The sequence below is a fragment of the Burkholderia aenigmatica genome (genome assembly GCF_902499175.1).
GTDB lineage: Bacteria > Pseudomonadota > Gammaproteobacteria > Burkholderiales > Burkholderiaceae > Burkholderia > Burkholderia aenigmatica.
In genome coordinates this window covers 1-21646 of sequence record NZ_CABVQC010000035.1, presented here as the reverse complement: position 1 = coordinate 21646, position 21646 = coordinate 1, and the positions used below count along the sequence as shown (strand labels likewise).

Genomic DNA, 21646 nt, shown 5'->3' with positions numbered 1-21646 from the left:
ACGCCATTGTTCACGCCGATCGTTAAGAATTTATGGCACACGGCGGGAGAGGCGGCCGCCGCGCCCGGCCGCCCCACCCGTGCGGCCTCCCCGGCCAGACCTCCCCGGCCGGATCAGAAGTTCACGCGGATCCCGGCCATCACCGCCAGTTGCCGGCTCGAATTGCTGTTCGCGAGCACCGGAATCTGCGCGTAGTTCACCGCGTTGCCGTCCGCGTCGGTGCCGAGGCCCTTCCCGCTCGAGATCTGGCCGATCGCGACCGCATACAGCGCCGTGCGCTTCGACAGGCTGTAGTTCGTGCCGACGTTCACCTGGTGGAACCGCGTCGTGCCCCGCCCGTCGGTATGCGCGGCGTTGAAGATATAGGCGACGCCACCCTGCAGCGCGGGCGTGAACAGGTAGGTGGCGTTCAACTCGCCGATGTCGAACGTGAACGCCTGCGTGCGCGGCTGCGCGGTGGTCGAGAAATAGCGGCTATGCGTATAGGTGAGCGCGATCGTCGCATCGCCGAACGTGACGGACCCGCCCGCGCCGAACGCGCGCATCGAGCCCGCATCCTGCAGCAGGCAGTACATCGCACCCGGGTTACTGCACGCGAAATCGCCGATATAGCCGTTCGCGCCGCCGAGCGCCGCGTCGAGCGGCTGATGCAGGTCGAGGTAACCGACCGAGAACGCGACCGGCGCGCGCGTGTACGTCGCGGCCACCGCATAGCCGCGCTTCGCGGAGAAGTCGCCGGCCTGCCCGCCGAAGCTGAACGTGCCACCGAACGTGAGGCCGTTGAAATCGGCACTGGTGAACTTCACCGCGTTGTTGAAGTTGAATGCGGCGTTCAGGTTGTCGACGTCGCCGAGGTGCGAGCCGTACGGCGTCGCCCAGTTGTTGCTCGACACGTACGCGCCGAGCATGTCGGTGTACGAGTCGTATTGGCGCCCGAGGCCGAGCGTGCCGATCCCGTCCTGGCGCAGCCCGACCCACGCCTGCCGGCTGAAGGCCGTGCCGCCCTGCAGCGCCTGCCCGTTCGCCGACAGGAACTGCTGCTCGAGCGTGAATACTGCATTGAGCCCGCCGCCGAGCGGCTCGGCACCCTGGAAGCCGAAGCGCGACGGCACGAGGTTGCCGCCGCCCATCTGCCACGCATGGCCCCCGCCCGTGCTGCCGTCGGCGCGCGTGAACTGCTGGTTCGTCGAGTAGATGATGCCGGTGTCCACGGTGCCGTACAGCGTCACGCTGCCGGAGGTTTGCGCGTGTGCGTGCATGCAACCCAGCGTCGCCGCAGCCGCGGCCAGTCGTCGTCCGATCTTCATGTCCCGCCCCTCTGTTGTCATCGATTCGCAGTGCAGATCGATGGGGTTATCGATATGGGTGACAGGACTCTATCCAGCGAAAATTCAGGACCTCTATCGCAAATCGGCAAACAGTCGCACGCGTTGCCCGCGACCGTGCCCAGCGGCGCCGTTGCGGCGCGCGTGCGTCATTCGGGGCGCGTCGTCTGGGACGGCAGCTCGCCGAACAGGTCGCGATACTCGCGCGCGAAATAGCCGAGGTGCGTAAAACCCCAGCTCGCAGCGGCCTCGCCGACGCCGAGTTGCTGCACCGACGTCGTGCGCAGCATGCGGCGCACCGCGTTCAGCCGGATCGTGCGCAGATAGCCGACCGGTGTGACGTCGGCCACGCGCTGGAAACTCGTTTGCAGCGTGCGGCGGCTGCAGCGCAGCGCACGGCACAGTTCGAGCACGGTGACGGGTTCTTCGGGCCGGTCGCGCAGATGCTTCTCGCAACGGCTCACGATGTCGCTGTAGGTGGCGTGCGTGATGTCGCGGCGCTCGACGCCGATGCCCTGCTCGAGTGCGTCGAGGAACATGCCGAGCATCGCATCGCGGAACATCTTGCGGGTGGCCGCGTATTCGAGGTGGCCCGGGTTGCGCTGCGCGTCGTCGATCAGCGCCGACAGCCGCACACCGAGCGCGACGCCCTGCTCGTCGGACAGCCGCGTCACGTGGCGCAGCTTGCGCGCGCCGGATGCGCCGAATTCGGCTTCGCACAGCTCGTCGACCATGTCGGACGCCGCACTGATCCCGACGAGCCCCATCCCTTCCGGCGTGTGGAATTCGAAATCCTCGCCGGCGCGCAGTGCAAGCAGCGCATAGCCGTCGACGGGCTGGCCCTGGAACGTGCCCGCGAGCGGCACGGACAGCGGCACCGCGAGCGACGTGCGCCCGGCCGGCGCGAGCCCGGTTTGCGCGACACGCCGGTTGGTCGTTTCGCGGAAGAAGTGGAAATCGTCGTACAGCACCTGCGTGACGGTGCCCTTGAAGCGGCCCGGCGTCATCTGGCGATAGACCTGATGCCAGCCCGCGATCGCGAGCCCGTGATCGTGCACGTCTTCGTGTGAGCGTGACTGGAACAGCATCGGCATCTCCGGTAAAACCCCTAAACGCGGCCGCCGGGTTCCCCCGGTGCGCAACGCCACAGCTTACCCGTGCAAAATCCTGCGTAGTGCGGTTTCGAACGCAAGACAGGCCGCCGACAGTGCAGCAGCCTGCTCACCCGTCAGACGGACGTAGCGGCGGAACGACGGCATCCGGTTCACGACCTCGCTGCCACCGAACGGCACGATCGCGAGCGTCCAGCGGCCGTCGCGCGCGTCGATCGTGCAGTCGGTCAGGTGCAGCGGCCGCAGCGCGTCGGCCAGCGACGGCTCGGCCACCAGTGCGGCCAGCGTGTCGGCGAATCCGGGGTCGCATCCCGGCGCGGCCAGCGCGTCGATGCCCGTGCAGCGCAGCCAGCCGGTCTGCCGCACGCGCGCACTGCCCTGCACGGCCGGGCCGCACACGGTTGCCGCCACCTTCACGCTGACCGTGTGCATCAGGAACTGGCGGTCGACCCGCTCGTCGATGCTCACGCGCACGCCGTTCGGCAGCCTCGCCGTCAGACTGCCGACGCGATCGGCATCGCGCTCGGCGCCCAAGTCGGCCAGCACGCGCGCGGCGATCGCGCCGGGCCGATGGCCGGGCGGCGGCGCATCGGGCGCCGCGCGCCAGCGGGCAAGCACGGCCTTCACGACGCGACGTGCTCGTTGCGCAGCACTTCCTCGACCGGCACCGGCTTGAACGGATGCCGGCGCTGCACGACGAGCGTCCAGAACAGCGCGTACAGCGCGGTGAGCCCGAGCATCGCGCCGAACGGCACGTAGATGTCGCGCGCATTCATGCCCGGCGGCGTGATGTACCAGATCGCGAGCACGATGCCGACGCTCGACACGATCTGCGGCAGCGGGAACAGCGGCGAACGGTACGGGCGCGGCAGGTCCGGGCGGCGAATCCGCAGCATCACGACCGACGCGGTGACGAGCAGATACGCGGTCCCCCACGCGCAGGTCGCGGCGAGCACGAGGTGCAGGATGCTGTCGAGATTGCCGTTGATCAGCCATGCATGGAAGATCGGCACGATCGCCGCCGCGACGATGCCGACCACCGGCGTCTTGAAGCGCGGATGCAGGTACGCGAAGCAGCGCGGCAGCGCCCCGTCGATCGCCATCCCGTACAGGATGCGCGGCAGCCCGGCCATCAGCGTGTTGATCGTCGCGGCGCCCGCGCACAGGAACGCGATGCCGAACCACACGCGGCCGAAGGGCCCAAGCACCTGCAGCGCGAACGCGGGAATCGCGCCCGGTGTATCGAGCAGGTGCGTGAGGCCGTCGGGGCTCACCGGCACGTTCGCGACCTGGCGGCGGATCGCCGCGCCGTACAGGAACATACAGATCGCGACGCCGACGAGGCCCAGCGCCATCGCGCGCGGAATCGTCTTGCCCGGCGTCTTCATTTCCGGCGCGAGCGGCGTGACGAACTCGCAGCCGACGAACATGAACATCGCCATCCCGACCAGCGACAGCACGGCCGGCACCGACGTCCCGACTTCCGAGCCGCCGAACCAGCCGTCGAGATGCACGGCCGGCGCGGCCGCGAGCCCGAGGATCCCGAAGATCATCAGCGACAGCCACATGCCGGCCGTCAGCACGATCTCGAGCTTGCTGAACACCTTGATGCCGATGATGTTGGTGATCGCGAACGTGACGACGAGGCCGACGCCGACGAGCCACGAGCTGTTGTGCTTCTCGAACGCGGCATTCAGCGATTCGAAATTGACGAGCGCCATGATGCCGCTCAGGATCGTCTCCGCCGTGCCGGCGAATACGTGCACGAGGAAATACGCGGAAATCGTGCCGGTGATCGCCCAGAAGCGGCCGAGCCCGCACGACAGGTAATCGTAAACCGAGCCGGCCGTCGGCAGCATCGCGGCGGCTTCGGAGAAGGTCGTCGCCTGCGCCTGCATCATCACGAACGCGATGATCATCGCGACCGCGAACGCCCAGCCGCCCATCCCGAAGCCCGACGTCGCGGTGAGAATCACCGGGCTTGCCATGATGAGGCCGACGGCGCTCGCCAGCGCGGTCGGAAAACCGACCGCGCCCGCGTTCAGCGCCGTGCCGCCACCCGCTTCAGCCGGCGCGCCGGCGGGCGTGTCGCCCGCTGCGCCGGTAACTCCAGACCATCCCGACATCCTTGTCTCCTTCCTGTGTCGAACCGTGCCACCGCTTCGTCGGCGGCCGGGGTTCCATGGCATTGCGGTCGGCCCGGGGCGGCGCTTCAGCGCTTCGATTCCCGGGCCCCCTGTCGATCACACCTTGATCCGATGTCGAAAAAATACGCAGGCAAAATAATCCGGTCATAGCGCAAATCGGCAAACCGGCGGCAGCCGCGCTGCCCGCCGCCGGCGTGCCGTCACGCGATCACGCCATCACGCGAACGGCACGGCCTCGAAGCCCGCCGCGAGCGCGTCGACGATCCGGTCGAGCTGCTCGCGCTGGATCACGAGCGGCGGCGACAGGATGATCTTCGTGCCGACCGGGCGCACCAGCACGCCGTTCTCGCGCGCGACTTCCGCGACCGCGTTCGCGTAGCCGGACAGCGGGTCGATCGGCTCGCGCGTGTCCTTGTTCGCGACGAGGTCGAGCGCGAGCATCAGCCCCTTGCCGCGCACCTCGCCGACCGCCGCGAAGCGTTCCGCGAACGGCTTCAGCGCTTCGAGCAGATACGCGCCCTGCTTCGCCGCATTCGCCGGCAGGTCTTCCTTCACGACGATGTCGAGGCTCGCGATCGCGGCCGCGCATGCCACCGGGTGGCCCGCGTACGTGTAGCCGTGCATGATCGCGCCGCCGAAGTCCGCGTTCGCGGCGAACGCGTCCTCGATCCGCGCGTTCACCACCGTCGCGCCGAGCGGCACGTAGCCCGACGAGATCCCCTTCGCGAGACACATGATGTCCGGGCGCACGCCCCAGCCACGGCTGCCGAACAGGCTGCCGCTGCGGCCGAAGCCCGTCACGACCTCGTCAGCGATCAGCAGTACGCCGTAACGGTCGCACACCTCGCGCACCAGCGGCCAGTAGTTGGCCGGCGGCACGATCACGCCGCCCGCGCCCTGGATCGGCTCCGCGATGAACGCGGCCACCGTGTCAGGGCTCTGGAACTGGATCTCGCGCTCCAGCATTTCCGCGCAGATCCGGCCGAGTTCCTCCGGATCCTGCGTGAACGGGTTGCGGTACAGCCACGGCGTCTCGACATGGAAGCAGCCGGGCAGGTTCGGCTCGTAGTTGCGGCGGAACACCGTGTTGCCGTTCACCGACGCACCGCCGAAGTGCGTGCCGTGATAGCCCTGCTTCAGCGAGATGAACTTCGTGCGGTCGGCCTGGCCGCGCACCTTCCAGTACTGGCGCGCGATCTTCAGCGCGGTCTCGATCGAGTCGGAACCGCCGGAGCTGTACAGCACGCGGCGCATCCCTTCCGGTTCGAGCATGTCGATCACCTGCTTCGACAGCTCTTCCGCGCGCGGATGCGAAATGCCGTCGAACAGCTGGAAGTATTCGAGCTCGTCGAGCTGGCGCACGATCGCGTCCTTCACTTCCTGGCGGTTGTGGCCGACGTTCACGTTCCACAGGCCCGCGACGCCGTCGACGAGCTTGCGGCCCTGTTCGTCGAACACGTAGCAGCCGTCGCCGCGCACGATGCGGATCGGCTTGCGCTGCTTCATGTCGTTCGGGTGCACCATCGGATGCCAGAATTTCGCTTCGTTGTAGCTCATTGCAGTCTCCACTGTCGGATCGGTTGAACCTCGATCGCCGAGGTTCGCGGTTTTCGCAATTGGCGCCGCGCGTCAGTGCGCGATGCAGACGGATTTGGTTTCGGTAAAGCCTTCGATCGCGTACTGGCCGAATTCGCGGCCGATGCCCGATTGCTTGTAGCCGCCGAACGGCATCGACGGGTCGAGCGGGATATGGCAGTTCACCCACACGGTGCCGGCCTCGATCTGCGGCACGAGGTTCATCACGCGCTTCAGGTCGTTGCTCCACAGGCTCGCGGCGAGGCCGTACGGCGACGCGTTCGCGAGGCGCACCGCGTCGGCCGCGTCGTCGAACGGCACGACGACGATCACCGGGCCGAACACTTCGTCGCGCACGATCGCGCTGTCCGGATGCGGATCGGCGATCACGGCCGGCTTCACGTAATAGCCGGGCAAATCGTCGGCCGGTGTGCCGCCCGCGAGGAACGTGAGGCCCGCGCGGCGCGCGCCTTCGATGTGCTGGACGACCTTGTCGCGGTGATGCGCGGAGACCAGCGGGTTGATCTGCGCGGTCGTGTCGAGGCCCGCGCCGAGCTTCATCGACTGCGCGACGCCCGCGAGGCCGTCAGCAAGCTGCGCGAACTTGCTGCGATGCACATAGATGCGCGATGCGGCCGCGCACACCTGCCCCTGGTTGAAGAACGCGCCGGCGGCGACACCGTCGAGTGCCTGCGCGACGTCGATGTCGTCGAGCATCACGATCGGGTTCTTGCCGCCGAGTTCGAGCGAGAAGCGCGTCATGTTCTGCACGGCCGCCGCGCCGACCAGCTTGCCGGTCGCGGTCGAGCCCGTGAACGAGATCTTCGCGATCGACGGGTGGCTCGCGAGCGCGGCGCCGCACACGCGGCCGCCGGTGACGACGTTGAACACGCCGGGCGGCACGCCGGCTTCGAGCGCGAGCTCGGCGAGGCGCAACGCGGTGAGCGGCGTTTCCGGCGACGGCTTCAGCACGATCGTGCAGCCGGCCGCGAGCGCGGGAATCAGCTTCCACACCGCGATCATCAGCGGGAAATTCCACGGCACGATCGCGGCGACCACGCCGACCGGCTCCTTGCGCGTATAGGCCGTATAGCGCGCGCCGGGCGGGAACGGGATCGACACGTCGAGCGTCTGGCCGGTGATCTTGGTCGCCCAGCCGGCCATGTAGCGCACGTATTCGACGCTCGCGCCGACCTCGACCGCGCGCGACACGTGGATCGACTTGCCCTGGTTCAGCGTTTCGAGCTGCGCGAGCGTTTCGGCGTCGCGCTCGATCAGGTCGGCGAGTTTCAGCAGGATGCGTTCGCGGTCGGCCGGGCGCAGGCCGCGCCACACGCGGGAGTCGAATGCGCGCTTCGCGCTGGCGACCGCGCGGTCGACGTCGCGTTCGTCGGCGTCCGCGACCGTCGCGAGCCGCTCGCCCGTCGCGGGGTCGTACACGTCGAGCCGTGCGGCCGCGTGCGCGGGCTGCATTTCACCGTCGATGAAGAGGCCGAAGTCGCGCGCAACGAAGGTGCGCACGGTGTCGCTGACGGCGACGAAATTCGTGGTGCTCATGGGCGTCTCGAGGATTGTCGTGGCTGGACCGCGTGCGCATGGGCACGCGGGCGTCGTTCCACTGTATCGACGAGGGTTCGCGCCCGGTGAGCGCAAATTGGCAGCGCGTGGGCGCTGAGGGTGGCGGGTTCGAACCCCGCGGTGGCGGGTCGAGTGTCGAGACGGGAAGCCGGCTCGGTATCGCACGGGCAGACCGGCCGGCCTACTCGACCGGTGCGGGCCTGCCCGCGCCGGTACCGGGCTAGTTTCTGAAGCCGTGCCCCATCGACGCAAGGAAGTCGTACGCCTGGTAATCCAGCCAGTAGATGCCGAGCGCCAGCGGAATCAGGAAGTACAGCGAATCGTATATCCCGCTTCTCACGGTCCTGATGATGAAAATCGGCAGTGCAATGCTCAAGGCGGCGACCACAAGCGCAACTGCAATGATCGTGACGTCCATGTTCCCGGCCCCTGGTTGTTATTGAAACGACGATCGCGCATGGTACTGCACGACGGCGGAAATCCGCGAGCAGAACGATTGCGGCGGCGAGCCAACCGGTTCGGTACGGTTCGACCGATCAGGCTTGCGAGGTGGATGCTTGACAGAGGCGTCCGGCCGGTCAGCCGCTGACATCCAGGCAGCCTGCAGGACCGACCAGTTCGTTTTCCTTGGCATTGCCCGACGTGAACAGGCAAAAATTCGTGCCGATTTCACTGCCGAATTCCATCAGGAAGTCCAGTCGGCCGTCGCGATCGAGGTCGCCCGCCCAGATCAGGGTGACGCGAAACGGCGGCGGGTCGCCGCCGAAATCATGCAGGACCGACCGCTTGCCCCCGCCTTCGGCAATCACCGCGCCGGATGCGGTGTAGCGCAACGCGTACCGGTGGCCGTGAAACGCGAAACGCTGCGGTTCGGGGCCGGGCTCGATCACCCTTCCACCGTTCGGGAACGCCAGGTTCACCGTGTCGACCCGGCCCTGCCTGAGCGATGTGCAACGCAACAGCGCAACGGCATGTTTCACGTCGGGCGTGACGTCGACGACAATGCCATCCGGTTGCACCGGTTCGAGCCGGATGCGTGCCGGCGCGAGCTTCCAGCGATTGCCGTCCGGCGCCAGTGCGAGCCATCCGTCGCCGAGATCAGTGCCAGCGTCGCCGACGTCATCGGCCAGCATCCGGAGCGGTTGCAGTACGGCGCAGGAATCGGGTTCGCTCTCTTGCGCGAACGCAGTCGAGGCCGCGGAAACACCCAGCAACACGAGCAGCCCAGCCAGCAGCGCCTTGATATTCATGAATCGGCAATCGCGAAAGGTTTGAATTCCGGATCGCAATTATCCGATGAATTACAGGAACAGCGCCCCGACCAGTTCGGTGCGGTTCGACACGCCGAGCTTGCGGTACATCCGCATCAGGTGCGTCTTGACGGTCGGCTGGCCGAGCGCGAGATCGCGGGCGATCTCCTTGTTCGAGCGGCCGTCGCGCACGAGGCGCGCGATCTGCTCCTCGCGGTAGGTCAGCCGCTCCTCGCAGCCGATCCGGTGGATCCCGCGCCGCGCGCGCAGCAGCGGGCTCAGCGCGGCTTCGGCAACCGGCTGCAGCCGCGCGAGCGCATCGATCTCGCCGGGCGCGAACCGCCCGGCCGTGCTGTTGCCGGCCACGCCGCCGCGCGTTTCGCCCGACCCGAAGCGCAGCAGCGAGAACGCGCCGACCGTCCGGCCCGCGTCGCGCAGCCAGATCTCGACGACGTCGGCCACGTCGTGCCGCCGCAGGAAACGGGTCCAGTACGCGGACGCGTCGCGCCTTTCGTCAGGCAATTGGGAAGCGAGCGTGACGACCGCGCGTTCGCCCGCCGCGCAACGCGACGGATGCAGCGGATCGAGCATCCGGTAGCGCGCGACATAGGTGCGATGCATCGATTCCGGCATCCCGAACAGCTCGAAATCGGCCGGTTCGCCGCTCTGGTCGAGCCGGTAGAACACGATCGCGGACGGGCTCGCGAACGCGTCGAACGCGTCCACGCACGCGCGCAGCGCGCGTGGCCAGTCGGCGGCGGCCGGGTCGGCGGGAACGGATGGGGTCGGCATGGTGGAGTCGGCTGGCGAGCGAACGTATCGAAGATCGAAGTTCGGGCCAGCCTACCGGCGCCGAAAAGCGCCGGTGAGCACAAATCGGCAAATCGGCTGTGGGCGGCGAAGGAAAAGCCGCCTGCCGGGTCGCGACGACGGAAGTCCAGCGTGGGCGCCGCGCAATCGACGACGAACGCCGAACGGGACGTGAAACATCGCATGCGCCGATCGCATCCGATCGGAACGATCAGTCCAGCCTCAATCGACACGCGCGCCGGCCTGAAACGCCGGCGCAGCGCCCCATCAATGCGCGTTCGCGGCGAACGTATCGCAGGCGCTCACCTCGCCCGACTCCATCCCGCGCCGCAGCCAGTACACGCGCTGCTCGCTGGTGCCGTGCGTGAAGCTCTCCGGCACGACGTAGCCCTGCCCTTGCTGCTGCAGCCGATCGTCGCCGATCGCGGCCGCCGCCTTCAGCCCCTGTTCGAAATCGCCCGGTTCCATCAGCCGCTGGTTCGCGCGCTGCGCATTGTTCGCCCACACGCCGGCGAAGCAGTCGGCCTGCAGTTCCATCCGCACCGACAGCGCGTTCGAGCGCGCCTCGCTCGAGCGCCGGCGCGCGGCGTCGACCTTGTCGGAAATGCCGAGCAGGTTCTGCACGTGGTGGCCGACTTCGTGCGCGATCACATAGGCCTGCGCGAAATCGCCGCCCGCGCCGAACCGCTTGCGCAACTCGTCGTAAAAGCCGAGATCGATATACACCTTGCGGTCGGCCGGACAGTAGAACGGCCCCATCGCCGTCTGGCCGGTGCCGCACGCGGTCGGCGTCGCGTTCGTAAACATCACGAGCTTCGGCGGCTCGTATTGCGCGTGCAACTGGGTAGTGAAGACGTTCGTCCACGTGCGCTCGATATTGCCGAGCACCTTGCGCGTGAACACCACGCCGGGCTCGTTCGACGGCGCGCCCTGACGCTGCGCGGGCTGCGCCTGCTGCTGCGCACCTTGCAGCGCCGATGCGCCTTCCAGGATCACGCGCGGGTCGATCCCGAAGAAATACGATGCGGCGAAGGCGACCACGATCGTACCGATGCCGATCGTCGCGCCGCGTCCGCCGACGAAACCGCCGCCGCGGCGATCCTCTACGTTCACGCTTTCTCTTTCGTCGTCCAGCCTCATTGCCGGCCCCTCCCTTGCTTGTCGTTGCGCTGACCGGACGGCCCCCCGCCAGGCGATTGATTCCCGTCGGCCGGCTCGCTATCGCACGGCGCCGCCCGGCCAGTCCCGCGCGACCGCGCAGGCCTGTCGACCCATGACGGACGCGGCAGCCGAATCCCGGATGCCAGGCGCGGCGCACCCACCGTTTTGCCGACTCCGACGTCTTATCTTAAAAATTATGAAGCATGGAGCGTGCAATCAGGCCGGCGACATCGTCATTCTTTGCAAAATGACGGTTCGTGCGGCCCGGGAGGACGGGAAGCCGGGGGAAGAACCGGGTTTATCCGCGCCGCCCGGGACCTGCCGCGACTTACTTCGCGCGACTCCGGCGGACGTCGCTCACCGCGTCGAGCAAGCGGTACTTGCGGATCTTTTCGTAGAGCGTGCTCTTCGCGATGCCGAGCTGACTCGCCGCCTTCGTCAGATTGCCGGCATGACGCGCGAGCGCGCGCCGGATGGATTCGGCCTCGGCCTTCCTCAACGACTCGCCGGCATCCGGCGCCAGCGCGTCGACGGGCCGTACGGCGCACACATCGCGCGCGGCCGCCAGGCCGATCTCGGCAGGCAGCTTGTCGGCGCTGATCACGGGGCGATCCGACAGCAGCAGCGCCCCTTCGATCGCGTTCCGCAGTTCACGCACGTTGCCGGGCCACGCATAGCGCAGCAGCCGCTCGTACGCGTCATCGTCGAACGACCGCGGGGCAAGGCCATAGGACTCGCACAGGTGTCCGAGCCAATACGCGATCAGCGCCGGCAGATCCTCGCCGCGCTCGCGCAAGCTCGGAATCGACACGGTCGTGACCGCGATCCGGTAGTACAGATCCATCCGGAACCGGCCTGTCGCGACGGCGTCCTTCAGATCCCGGTGCGTCGCCGCGACCAGCCGGAAATTCACCCTGCGCGGCGTATTCTCGCCGAGCCGGTAGATCTCGCTCTCCTCCAGCACCCGCAGCAGATGCGGCTGGATGTCGAGCGGCATTTCGCCGATCTCGTCGAGAAACAGCGTGCCGCCGTCGGCCGCTTCGATCTTGCCCGCGGCACCGGACTTGCGTGCGCCGGTAAAGGCCCCTTCCGCGTAGCCGAACAATTCGCTGGCGAGGAGATCCCTCGACAACCCGCCGCAGTTGAGCGCGACGAACGGCGCGTCGGCGCGATCGCTCGCCCGGTGGATTCCCTGCGCGAACAGCTCCTTGCCGACGCCGGTGTCGCCGAGCAGCAGCACCGGCACCCGGGACGGCGCGAGCTGGCGCGCGCGATTCACGGCCTCCCGCAGCGCGGCGCTGTCGCCGACGATGCGCTCGAACCCGCGCGGCTCGCCGCCGCGCCGTTCCGGTCCGCGCGCAATCGGCACGGCGCCGCGGGGATTCGCGATGCCCGGCGTCACGATCATGTAGCCCAGCACGTCCGCGCCGTCGCGCACGGTTTCGACGTGGCTGCTCGACAGCCATGCCGGCGCACTCGCCGGCAGGCGGCCGTCGTCCGCGTAGCGCTCGAGTTCGGGCAACGCGAATGCCGCGTCGCACCGGATGTCGAATCCGAGCCGGCGCAGCACCGCCACGACCTGGGCATTGGCCTTGACGAGCCGGCCGCGTTCGTCGACGACGATCACCGCATCGGCGGACGACGCGCCGAAGCGCGACGCGCAGCGGTCCAGCAGGCTCAGGCGGCGCGCCATGCCCTCCTTCGCGAGCCGGCTTTCGATACGGCCCGCGAGCGATACCGCGAGCGCAAGGCAGTACGGGTTGTAGGTCTGCGCGAGCCCGGAAATGTCGATCACGCCCAGGACGTGCCCGTCGCGGGGATCCTGGATGACGGTCGCCGAGCAGGTCCAGCGCTTGATGCCCGCGCAGAAGTGCTCCGCGCCGTGGATCTGGACCGGCTCCCGGAGCGCAAGCGCAGTGCCGATCGCATTGGTGCCGCAATTCAGCTCGGTCCACTCGCAGCCCGGAATGAGGCCGACCTCGCGCGCCGGCTCGACGATCCGCATATCGCCCTCGTGCTGGAGGATCATGCCGCTCGGATCGGCCAGCAGCATCACCGTGCCCGTCTGCGCAAGGAAATCCCGGGTCTGCTGCATCAGCGGCAGGCTGGCGTCGACGAGGCGGCCGTTCGACCTGCGCCGCTGCACGAGCCCGTCTTCATCGAGCGGCGGCGGCGCGCGATCGACACCGGGATCGACGTGGCTGACGAGACAGCGCTGCCACGAATCGTCGACCACGCCGCGTACGTCGGGCGAACGCCAGTCGCTGCCCGTCACCAGATGCTCCCATGCGGCCATGATGCTCGCGTCGTGGTGTGGACTGGGAAACCAGTCCATCGGCGTGCCTCTCTGTTGCATGTCTGTCTCCTGGCGGTTTCGTGACGACACGAACCGCAAGGCCGTCGTAGCGGCCTTTTTTGTCGACTTTGCGGGGTGCCCGACCGCAACCGGCGGCGAGCGTGGCGACTATCGTACTCCGTTACGGCGCCGTGACGACCGTCCGGAGATGCACCACTGCAAGCAATGCGCGCGCCAGCCGGCGGTGGCCCGCGAGCCGTCGTGCGGCGCGGTGCGCCGCCGCATGCCGGCGGCCGAAAAGAAACCGGCCGTTCGAAAATCGAACGGCCGGAAATCGAACGCCTGGCGCGAACAGACTCACCGATCAGATCATTGCGCACGCTCCGGAACCGGCAGATTCACCCATTCCGAATAGAACGCGTCGATGTCGGGTTCGAAGTCGTGAATGACCGGGTACCACGGCGTCGGCGCCTCGACGTCGTGCATCGCCGCGCAGGTCGGACAATAGTATTCGCGATAGACCTGCCATTGCGTGTCGGGCGCCATCAGGCGGGGATAAACCTCGTCCATCGCCTCGTCGGATTCGCGCACGAAGACGTTCGCGTGCAGCTTCCAGTTTTCGCGGTAATCGCAGAACACGTGGCCGCAGTCGCACTGCGTGACCCAGTGCTTGGTCGCCCATTGCTGCACGATGTACAGATGCGGGCCGAGCGGCAGCACGATGCGGTCCTTCCAGCCGAGCTTCTGCTGCAGCGCGTCGACATACATCCGGAAGCGCTCGCCGTCCTTCGGCATCGACAGCATGCGCAACGTCGTGTCCCAGTCGAGCTTGCCGTCGACCATGTTCCTGATCTGTTCCTTGGTGTAGGTAGACATCTTCAGTTCTCCATGTGGGTGATGGTGCGTAGGGGCGTCCGGTTCACTCCTCGACCAGCACCACCGTATTGACGTCGGGCATCTTCGACAGGTCCATGCGGAATTTCGAGCCGTAGGTCGGCACGTCGAGCTCGTCCTCGGTGAGCGTCCACGTGTCCGGCAGCTCCCAGAACGCGCGGAACTGCTGCTCGAATTTCGTCGACAGGCCGAAGCTCGTCGCGAACATGTGCTGCACCTGCGTCGACGCGTGCTTGACCAGGATCCGTTCGCGCTCGCCCTTCATCCATTCGCGGGTCGGTTGCGAGCGCGCGAGGCGCGCGTTGCGGATCTCGATGCGCTGCAGCGCGCTCGCCTGCGGATCGACCGTCCAGATGCCGTTGGCATCCCGCGTCGCGACCGCCCCGTAGACCTTCTGCGCGTATTCGGGCAGCAGCACCGCATTGTTGAGATCGCGTTCGATCGCGTCGATTTCCCGGTCGAGCGGATCGCCGAAGCCGGGGCCGCCGCGCAGGTAGTTCAGATAGAGATCGTAGTTGCTGTAGCAGTCCTCCGTGGTCATGCACTGCTGGTCGCGCTTGACGACCGCGCCGGCGTTCAGGTGGTTTTCGTAGTCCGGCAGGTCCGGATTCGTATCGCCGCCGAGCGGCAGGCTCTCGCCCCGCGCGATGCGCTCGTCGAGGCCCGTGCGATGCGCTTCGAAGCGATAGCCGGTCGCAGGCGGGTAGCCGCCCATCAGCCCCCAGTCGCTGTTCATGTAGCCGTTGCCCATGAAGAACATCGTCCAGTCCTGCGCCTTCCAGACCATCCGCAGCGTCTCGAATCCGCAGCCGCCGCGATACTTGCCGTAGCCGCCGGAATTCGACTTCACGTTGCGGCCGAGGTACAGCAGCGGCTCGGCCATCTCCCAGATCTCGATGTCGCCCATGTCGCCTTCGGGGTTCCAGATCGCGGCCGCGTGATTCAGGCCGTCCTTGATCGCGCACGCGCCGGTGCCGCACGACGACGCCTCGAAGCTGTTCACCGCATGGATGTCGCCGTCCTGGTTGATCCCGCCGCCCTGCAGCCAGTTCGACGTGTTGGCGTTCCCGGCGTTGACTTCCTCCAGATAGCCGCGGCTGAAATACGCCTGCGACAGGCTGCGCCACATCGCGCTCCAGCCCGACACCAGGAAGTGCCACGCGTAAGCGTGTCCGGTGCGGCGGTCGTCCGGGTTCATCCATGCGCCCTTGGGCAGATGGAATTCGGTGCCGAAATATGCGCCGTCGTTGATGCGCTGCGTCGGCACCAGCGTCTGCGTCATCATCACCCAGATGCCGCTCGTGAACGCGACCTGGTGCGCGTTGTACGAGTGCCAGCCCCAGCGGCTCGCGCCCTCGAAATCGAGACGCCACGAGCCGTCCTTGCGGATCTCCATCTCGACCGGCGAATGCATGATCGAGTCGAGCTTCGCGAACGCCGACGACGTCTGCACGTCCGGATGGTTGTACGGCACGTCGACGAACGCGACCTTGCGATACTTGCCGGGCAACGTCATCGCCTTGATGCGCGTCTGCAGGCCGCGGCGCCCTTCCTCGATCACCTCGTAGCTGAATGCCTCGTAGGCGTCGAGGCCTTCGTCGGCAATCACTTCCTCGATCAGGTCGCGGATCATGTGGCAGCCGGCGATGCGCGTGCGTTCGTCGAGGATCCAGTACTTCGGCGTGCGAACCGAGCGCTGGCTCTCGTGCAGCCAGTCGCGCAGCGGCGTGTCGTTCACCCCCGTCTTGCGGCACGTGATCATGTAGCCGTCGCCGAAGCGCTGCACCTGGCCCGTCGACATCGAGCCCGGCGTCACCGCGCCCGTGTCGATCACGTGCGTGACGCCGCCGACCCAGCCGACCAGCTTGCCGTGCGCGAAAATCGGCACGATCGTCGCGATGTCGCACGGGTGGACGTTGCCGATCGAGCAGTCGTTGTTGGTGAACATGTCGCCGGGCTGAATGCCCGGGTTGGCTTCCCAGTTGTTCTCGATCATGTACTTGATCGCCGCGCCCATCGTGCCGACGTGGATGATGATCCCGGTCGACGTGAGCACGCAGTCGCCCGCCGCGTTGTAGAGCGTGAAGCACAGCTCCCCTTCCTGCTCGACGATCGGGCTCGCGGCGATCTTCTTGGCCGTTTCGCGCGCATGCACGAGGCCGCCGCGCAGCTTCGAGAACATCTTCTCGTAGCGGATCGGATCGCGCTCGCGCAGTGCGAGCCGCTCGAGCCCGTTGTAATGGCCGGTTTGCGCGGTGCGTTCGAGAATGCCGTCGCGAAACTGCTTAAGCGTCTGGCCGTTCTTCAGCAGATCGGCGAAACCGACTTCCTGGCTGGACATCATGTTCATCGCATGTCTCCTTACTTGACTTCCCTGAGGTGGAAGAGGCGGTGCTTGTCGAGCGTGGTGGCGAAGCCCTTGGGAACCACGAAGGTCGTCGCGTCGGATTCGATGATCGCGGGGCCCGCGATCTCGTTGCCCGGCTTGAGCGACTCCATGCGCCAGATCACCGCGTCGTGCCACTGCCTGTTTCGGTACAGACGCCGCGTGCCGACGTGCGCGTCCGCCGGCGGCGCGGGATCGGCGACCGGGTCTTCCGGCAAGACCGGCTTCTGCGTGATGACCATGCCGCGCATGATCGCGCCCGTGACCGAGAAGCCCAGCTCCGGCGAACGCGCGGAACTCGCGTACACGCGGCCGTAGGTGTCTTCGAAGGCGGTCACGATCTTGTCCCAGTCGTGCGCACCGGACGCGCTCGCGATCGGCGATTCGATTTCGAGGTCGTTGAGCTGGCCCATGTACTGCATCCGGAAGCCCGGCCGCAGGATCACGTCCCGCTCGCTGAAGCCGTTGATGCGAAACTCGTCGATCACCTTGGCCGTCAGTTCGGCCCAGGCCTTCTGGATCGTCTGCGCGGCGCCCGCCTTGTCGTCGTCGGAGGCGAGTTGCGGCAACGCGAGATCGACGCTCTTGTCGTAGCGATACTCGAAATCCGCGCACGCGCAGCCGAAGGCCGAGAAGCCTGCCGCCCACGCCGGCACGACGACGTCCTTGAAACCGAGCCCTTCGGTGTAGCCATAGGTATGAACCGGCCCCGCGCCGCCGTACGAGAAGCACACGAATTCGGTCGGGCTGTAGCCTTTCGCGCTGACGTTCGAGCGCAGGTATTCGCGCAACTGCAGGTCGAGCAGCTCGATCACGCCGGCCGCCGCATCCTCCACCGAGAGTCCGAGCGGCTCGGCGATCTGCTCGCGGATGTGCTCGCGGGCGCGATTCACGTCGAGCTTGATCTGGCCGCCGAGGAAGTTGTCGGGATTCAGGTAGCCGAGCACGACGTGGCAATCGGACACGGACACCGTCGTCAGGCCGCTGTCCGGCCAGCACGTGCCGACGCGATAGCCGGCGCTGTCCGGCCCGAGCTTGATGGCGCCGCTGTACGGGTCGAGCCGCACGAAGCTGCCGGCGCCCGCGCCGACCGAGTCCATCGCGACGAGCGGCAGCGACAGCACGAGGCGCGCCATGTCCGGGTCGGACGCGATCGCGAATTTGCCCTTCGTGATGAGCGCCATGTCGAACGACGTGCCGCCGATGTCCGAACACGCGATGTTGTCGTAGCCGAGCGCCTCGCCGAGCAGCTTCGAGCCGATCACGCCGCCGATCGGCCCCGACACGATGGTGCGCGCCAGTTCCTTCGCCTTCCAGCTGATCGTGCCGCCGTGGGTCGCCATCACCCGCAGGTCGAATTTCGCGCCGTGCTTGCGGAAGCGGTCGCTGACTTTCCGGAGCGTCTGCCGCGACGGTTCGGCCGCATACGCCTCGAGCACCGTCGTGTTCATCCGGTGGCTTTCCTTGCGCTGCGGGTAGTAGTCGACCGACGCGAACACCGGGAGATCGACGCCGCGCCCCGCCAGCTCGTCGCGCACGATGTCGCGCGCCTGACGCTCGCTCGTCGCGTTCTTGTGCGACTGGAGCAAGCAGATGACGATCGCCTTGGCGCCGGCGGCGACAAGCTCCCGCGTGGCCTGCCGCACTTCGTTTTCCCGCAGCGGAATGACGATTTCGCCCTGGACGTCCGTACGCTCGGTGACGCCGCGCGTGCGCGACAACGGCACGAGCGGCTCGTCGTAGCGGTGCGTATTCAGATGGATGCGCTCTTCGAGCGCGTACCCGAGGTAGCTCTGGATCGCGCGCCCCATCAAGTGCACGTGCTCGAAGCCCTTGTTGACGAGCAGCCCGACTTCGAGCCCCTTGCGTTGCACGACGCGGTTGAGCATCGCCGTGCCCGAATACACGCAGGTGACGAGGTCCGGATAGACGTCGTCGACGTCGCGTTGCCAGTGTGCGAGCGCATCCTGCGACGAGTTGAAGATCGCCAGCGACTCGTCCTCCGGATTGCTTTGCGCCTTGCCGACGACGAACCGTCCGTCCTCGCGCACGAAGAAGGTGTCGGTCATCGTGCCGCCCGCGTCGATGCCCAAGACCTGGACTTGCGAAAGTCCTTCCATGGTTGATGTCTCCAATGATTGAAGTCGTGATGAGCCGTGTTCCGGTTCGAGCGAGGCCATCGTGCGATCCCGGGCGCCGGCTCGTCTGCAGGAACGCAACAACCGTGCCATTCGACGGGGCCGGCCGCTCGATGCGGCCGGGCCATGCCGGGCGGGCGCTCGTCGAATCCGGCGCGGTGGCACGGGCGGGCCACGCACCGACGGACGTCCGGATTCCGGACTGCGCCGGCGTCCGGAGATCAGTCGGCGTCGCCGGCTGCGCTCCCGCGTTCAGCCATTCGGCTGATAGCCGCGCGGCCGGCCGCCCGCTAAAGTGACCCGACACGACACCTTTCCGGAGAACGACATGACGCCCCCGCAACCCCGTACGATCGCGATCACCGGCGCTGGCACCGGCATCGGCGCTGCATGCGCGCGCCGCTTCGCGGCCCGCGGCGACCGCGTCGTGCTGATCGGGCGGCGGCGCGCACCGCTCGACGCGCTGGCCGCCGAAACGGGCGGCCTCGCGCTCGCGGGCGACGCGGCGAGCACGGCCGACTGGGCCGGCTTCCTGCCGGAGATCGCCGAACGGTTCGGCCGCGTCGACGCGCTCGTCGCCTGCGCGGGCGGCCACGGCCTCGGCCGCGCGGACGAAACCGACGACGCCGGGTGGCGCGACGCGATGCACGCGAACCTCGACACCGCGTTCGTCAGCGCCCGCGCGTGCCTGCCCGACCTGATCGCGCAGCGCGGCAGCATCGTGCTGGTCGCGTCGATCGCCGCGCTCGCGGCCGGCCCCGGCGTCTGCGGCTACACGGTCGGCAAGCATGCGCTGCTCGGGCTCGCGCGTTCGCTCGCCCGCGACTACGGGCCGCACGGCGTGCGCGCGAATGCGGTCTGCCCGGGCTGGGTCCGCACGCCGATGGCCGATGCGGAGATGGAACCGCTGATGTCCGCCTACGGCGACACGCTCGACGGCGCATATGGGCGCGTGAGTGCCGACGTGCCGCTGCGGCGCGCGGCCGATCCGGACGAGATCGCGGCCGTGTGCGCGTTCCTCGCATCGCCGGACGCGTCGTTCGTGACCGGCGCGACGCTCGTCGCGGACGGCGGCGCGATGGTCGTCGACGTACCGACGCTCGCGTTCGACACGCTGTGACGACGGGCGCTGCACCGCGCCGCGCGACGCGTCGTTGAAGGCCGCCGCCCGGCCGGCTCGTTGGCCACCCCGAAAATCCGCTAACATCGACCGATCCGCCGCCGCGCGCGGCACCGCCTCACCGTTCGGGATTCGATGAACATCCGGTTTCTTGAAACCTTCGTCTGGCTCGCGAAGCTGGAAAATTTCAGGCTCACGGCCGAGAAGTTGCATACGACGCAGGCCGCCGTGTCGAGCCGCATCGCGTCGCTGGAAGAGGCGTTCGACGTGCGACTGTTCGACCGCAACACGCGTTCGGCCACGCTCACGCCCGCGGGCCGGCGCATGCTCGCGTATGCCGAGCGGATCGTGCGGCTCGACAGCGAGATGCGGCGCGACATCGACGCGGCGAGCGACGCCGGCCTGATCCGGATCGGCGTGATCGAGTCGATCGTGCACAGCTGGTTTCCGGCGCTGATGGCACAACTGCGCGAGCGCTACCCGCGCCTCGACGTCGAGATCACGAGCGACACGACGCTGCACCTGATCCGGCTGCTGAGCACCGACGGCGTCGACCTGATCCTGCAGACCGACCCGGTGCCCGGCCCCGACTTCACGAACCTGCCGCTGTGCGAATTCCCGGTGCACTGGGCGGCGAGCCCGCGGCTCGGGCTCGGCAGCGAACGGCTCGACGTCGCGCGGCTCGCCGCGTATCCGATCATCAGCTTCTCGCGCCACTCGGGCCCGCACGCAACGATCGAGCGGCTGTTCGCGGCCGTCGAGCGGCCGGCCAGCATCAACTGCATCACGTCGGTCGCCGCGATGATCCGGCTCGTCGCCGACGGCTTCGGCGTGGCCGCGCTGCCGCCCGCGATCATCGGCCGCGAACTGCAGGAAGGCGCGCTCGAACTGCTCGACGTCGAACCCGAATTCCCCGCGCTGCCGCTGGTCGCGTCGTATCGCACGCAGGGCCTGCCGGTCGCCGCGCGCATCGCGGAACTGGCGAGCGAAGTCGCGCGTGCGATGTCGGCCGCCGCGAGTCGTGCCAAGCCGGGCGCGTCGGCAAAGGCCGATGCGGATACCAACGCCATCGACAACGCACCTGCCCGACCGGCGACCAAAACCAAAACCGCGGCGGCAAAACGCACGCCGAAATCCGCGCCGCCCGCCCCTCCGGCGAAGCGCCGGCCGCGCCGCTCATAAGAAAACCTGTTCACCGCGAATTTGTTTTCTTGTTGGACGGGCACGGCCCGTCTTCGGGACACTGCAGTTCCTGACACACCTCGTCTCAAGGAACCCCGCGATGACCCGCCTTTCCCTTCCGCACGGACAACTCTGCGTCTGGACGGATATCGACCCCGCGCACGAAGCCGATTTCAACGCGTGGTACGACCGCGAGCACATGCAGGAGCGCGTCGCGATTCCGGGCTTCACGCATGCGCGGCGGTTTCGCTCGACCGATAACGGCCCGCGCAAATACCTCGCGCTGTACGTGACCGAGACCCTCGACGTGTTCCGCAGCGACGCGTACCGGCGCGCGTTCACGCATCAGACGGCCTGGTCGCTCGCGAATTTCGAGCGGATGACGGGCACGCAGCGACGGGTCGGTGACCTGACGATCGAAGCCGGCGACGGCGAAGGCGTGCATCTCGCGCTGTTCGTGCTGCCGCCGGAGCGCATCGACGTGCCGGGCCTGCGCGAACGCTTTGACGACGCGCTGCGCGAACCCGGCATCCATGCGGCACGGCTGTTCCGCACCGCGCCCGATCTTTCCGCGCCGATCGGCGCCGCTGCGGCCGCGCTCCCGGCCGCCGACGCGCTCGTGCTGATCGAGGGCAGCGACGCGGCCGCCACGCGCCGCGTCGCCGCCGCGCT

The 21646-nt window shown here is 67.8% G+C and carries 17 protein-coding genes; 3 read left to right on the top strand and 14 right to left on the bottom strand.

Going from position 1 to position 21646, the window contains the following annotated elements:
* Positions 1-113: 113 nt before the first annotated feature.
* The 14 genes from BDO18943_RS23815 to BDO18943_RS23750 form a co-directional block, all read right to left on the bottom strand.
* Positions 114-1307, bottom strand: coding sequence for a porin (locus tag BDO18943_RS23815; RefSeq protein WP_175024283.1), 1194 nt, complete (start codon positions 1305-1307; stop codon positions 114-116).
* Positions 1308-1474: 167 nt separating this feature from the next.
* On the bottom strand, positions 1475-2413 hold the full coding sequence (locus BDO18943_RS23810) for a helix-turn-helix domain-containing protein (protein WP_041493501.1): 939 nt from the start codon (positions 2411-2413) through the stop codon (positions 1475-1477).
* Between the two features lie 63 nt (positions 2414-2476).
* A complete protein-coding gene (locus BDO18943_RS23805; RefSeq protein ID WP_175024282.1) occupies positions 2477-3064 on the bottom strand; it encodes a DUF3156 family protein in 588 nt (195 codons plus the stop codon).
* Complete coding sequence (locus tag BDO18943_RS23800) at positions 3061-4563, bottom strand: APC family permease (RefSeq protein WP_175024281.1); 1503 nt, start codon at positions 4561-4563, stop codon at positions 3061-3063. Before BDO18943_RS23800 ends, BDO18943_RS23805 begins: the two co-directional genes overlap by 4 nt.
* Positions 4564-4800: 237 nt before the next feature.
* Positions 4801-6141, bottom strand: a complete 1341-nt coding sequence (locus BDO18943_RS23795) for an aspartate aminotransferase family protein (protein WP_175024280.1) — start codon at positions 6139-6141, stop codon at positions 4801-4803.
* Positions 6142-6213: 72 nt separating this feature from the next.
* Positions 6214-7716, bottom strand: a complete 1503-nt coding sequence (locus tag BDO18943_RS23790) for an aldehyde dehydrogenase family protein (protein WP_175024279.1) — start codon at positions 7714-7716, stop codon at positions 6214-6216.
* Between the two features lie 241 nt (positions 7717-7957).
* Complete coding sequence (locus tag BDO18943_RS23785; protein WP_043179813.1) at positions 7958-8155, bottom strand: hypothetical protein; 198 nt, start codon at positions 8153-8155, stop codon at positions 7958-7960.
* A 160-nt stretch (positions 8156-8315) separates the two neighbouring features.
* A complete protein-coding gene (locus BDO18943_RS23780) occupies positions 8316-8987 on the bottom strand; it encodes a hypothetical protein (RefSeq protein WP_175024278.1) in 672 nt (223 codons plus the stop codon).
* A 51-nt stretch (positions 8988-9038) separates the two neighbouring features.
* On the bottom strand, positions 9039-9779 hold the full coding sequence (locus BDO18943_RS23775; protein ID WP_175024277.1) for a helix-turn-helix transcriptional regulator: 741 nt from the start codon (positions 9777-9779) through the stop codon (positions 9039-9041).
* Positions 9780-10064: 285 nt separating this feature from the next.
* The gene (gene ypfJ / locus BDO18943_RS23770; protein WP_175024276.1) at positions 10065-10937 is read right to left on the bottom strand and encodes a KPN_02809 family neutral zinc metallopeptidase; all 873 of its coding nucleotides are present in this window, start codon (positions 10935-10937) and stop codon (positions 10065-10067) included.
* 349 nt (positions 10938-11286) lie between these two features.
* Positions 11287-13314: a sigma-54-dependent Fis family transcriptional regulator gene (locus BDO18943_RS23765; RefSeq protein WP_235996174.1), complete on the bottom strand. Its 2028-nt coding sequence runs from the start codon at positions 13312-13314 to the stop codon at positions 11287-11289.
* A gap of 309 nt (positions 13315-13623) precedes the next feature.
* Positions 13624-14130 carry an acetone carboxylase subunit gamma gene (locus BDO18943_RS23760; RefSeq protein ID WP_098551598.1) on the bottom strand — a complete coding sequence of 169 codons (507 nt, stop codon included), beginning with the start codon at positions 14128-14130 and terminating at the stop codon, positions 13624-13626.
* A 43-nt stretch (positions 14131-14173) separates the two neighbouring features.
* Positions 14174-16498, bottom strand: coding sequence for a hydantoinase B/oxoprolinase family protein (locus BDO18943_RS23755; protein WP_175024275.1), 2325 nt, complete (start codon positions 16496-16498; stop codon positions 14174-14176).
* Positions 16499-16509: 11 nt separating this feature from the next.
* Entirely contained in the window at positions 16510-18654 is a 2145-nt protein-coding gene (locus BDO18943_RS23750; RefSeq protein ID WP_175024274.1) for a hydantoinase/oxoprolinase family protein, read from the bottom strand.
* Between the two features lie 346 nt (positions 18655-19000).
* Here BDO18943_RS23750 and BDO18943_RS23745 point away from each other — a divergent pair, with 346 nt between their 5' ends.
* From BDO18943_RS23745 to BDO18943_RS23735, 3 genes are all read left to right on the top strand, one after another.
* Complete coding sequence (locus BDO18943_RS23745) at positions 19001-19792, top strand: SDR family NAD(P)-dependent oxidoreductase (protein ID WP_175024273.1); 792 nt, start codon at positions 19001-19003, stop codon at positions 19790-19792.
* 135 nt (positions 19793-19927) lie between these two features.
* Complete coding sequence (locus tag BDO18943_RS23740) at positions 19928-20974, top strand: LysR family transcriptional regulator (protein WP_175024272.1); 1047 nt, start codon at positions 19928-19930, stop codon at positions 20972-20974.
* Between the two features lie 100 nt (positions 20975-21074).
* Positions 21075-21646 (top strand): DUF4286 family protein (locus tag BDO18943_RS23735; protein WP_175024271.1); only part of this gene is annotated, 572 nt, incomplete at its 3' end.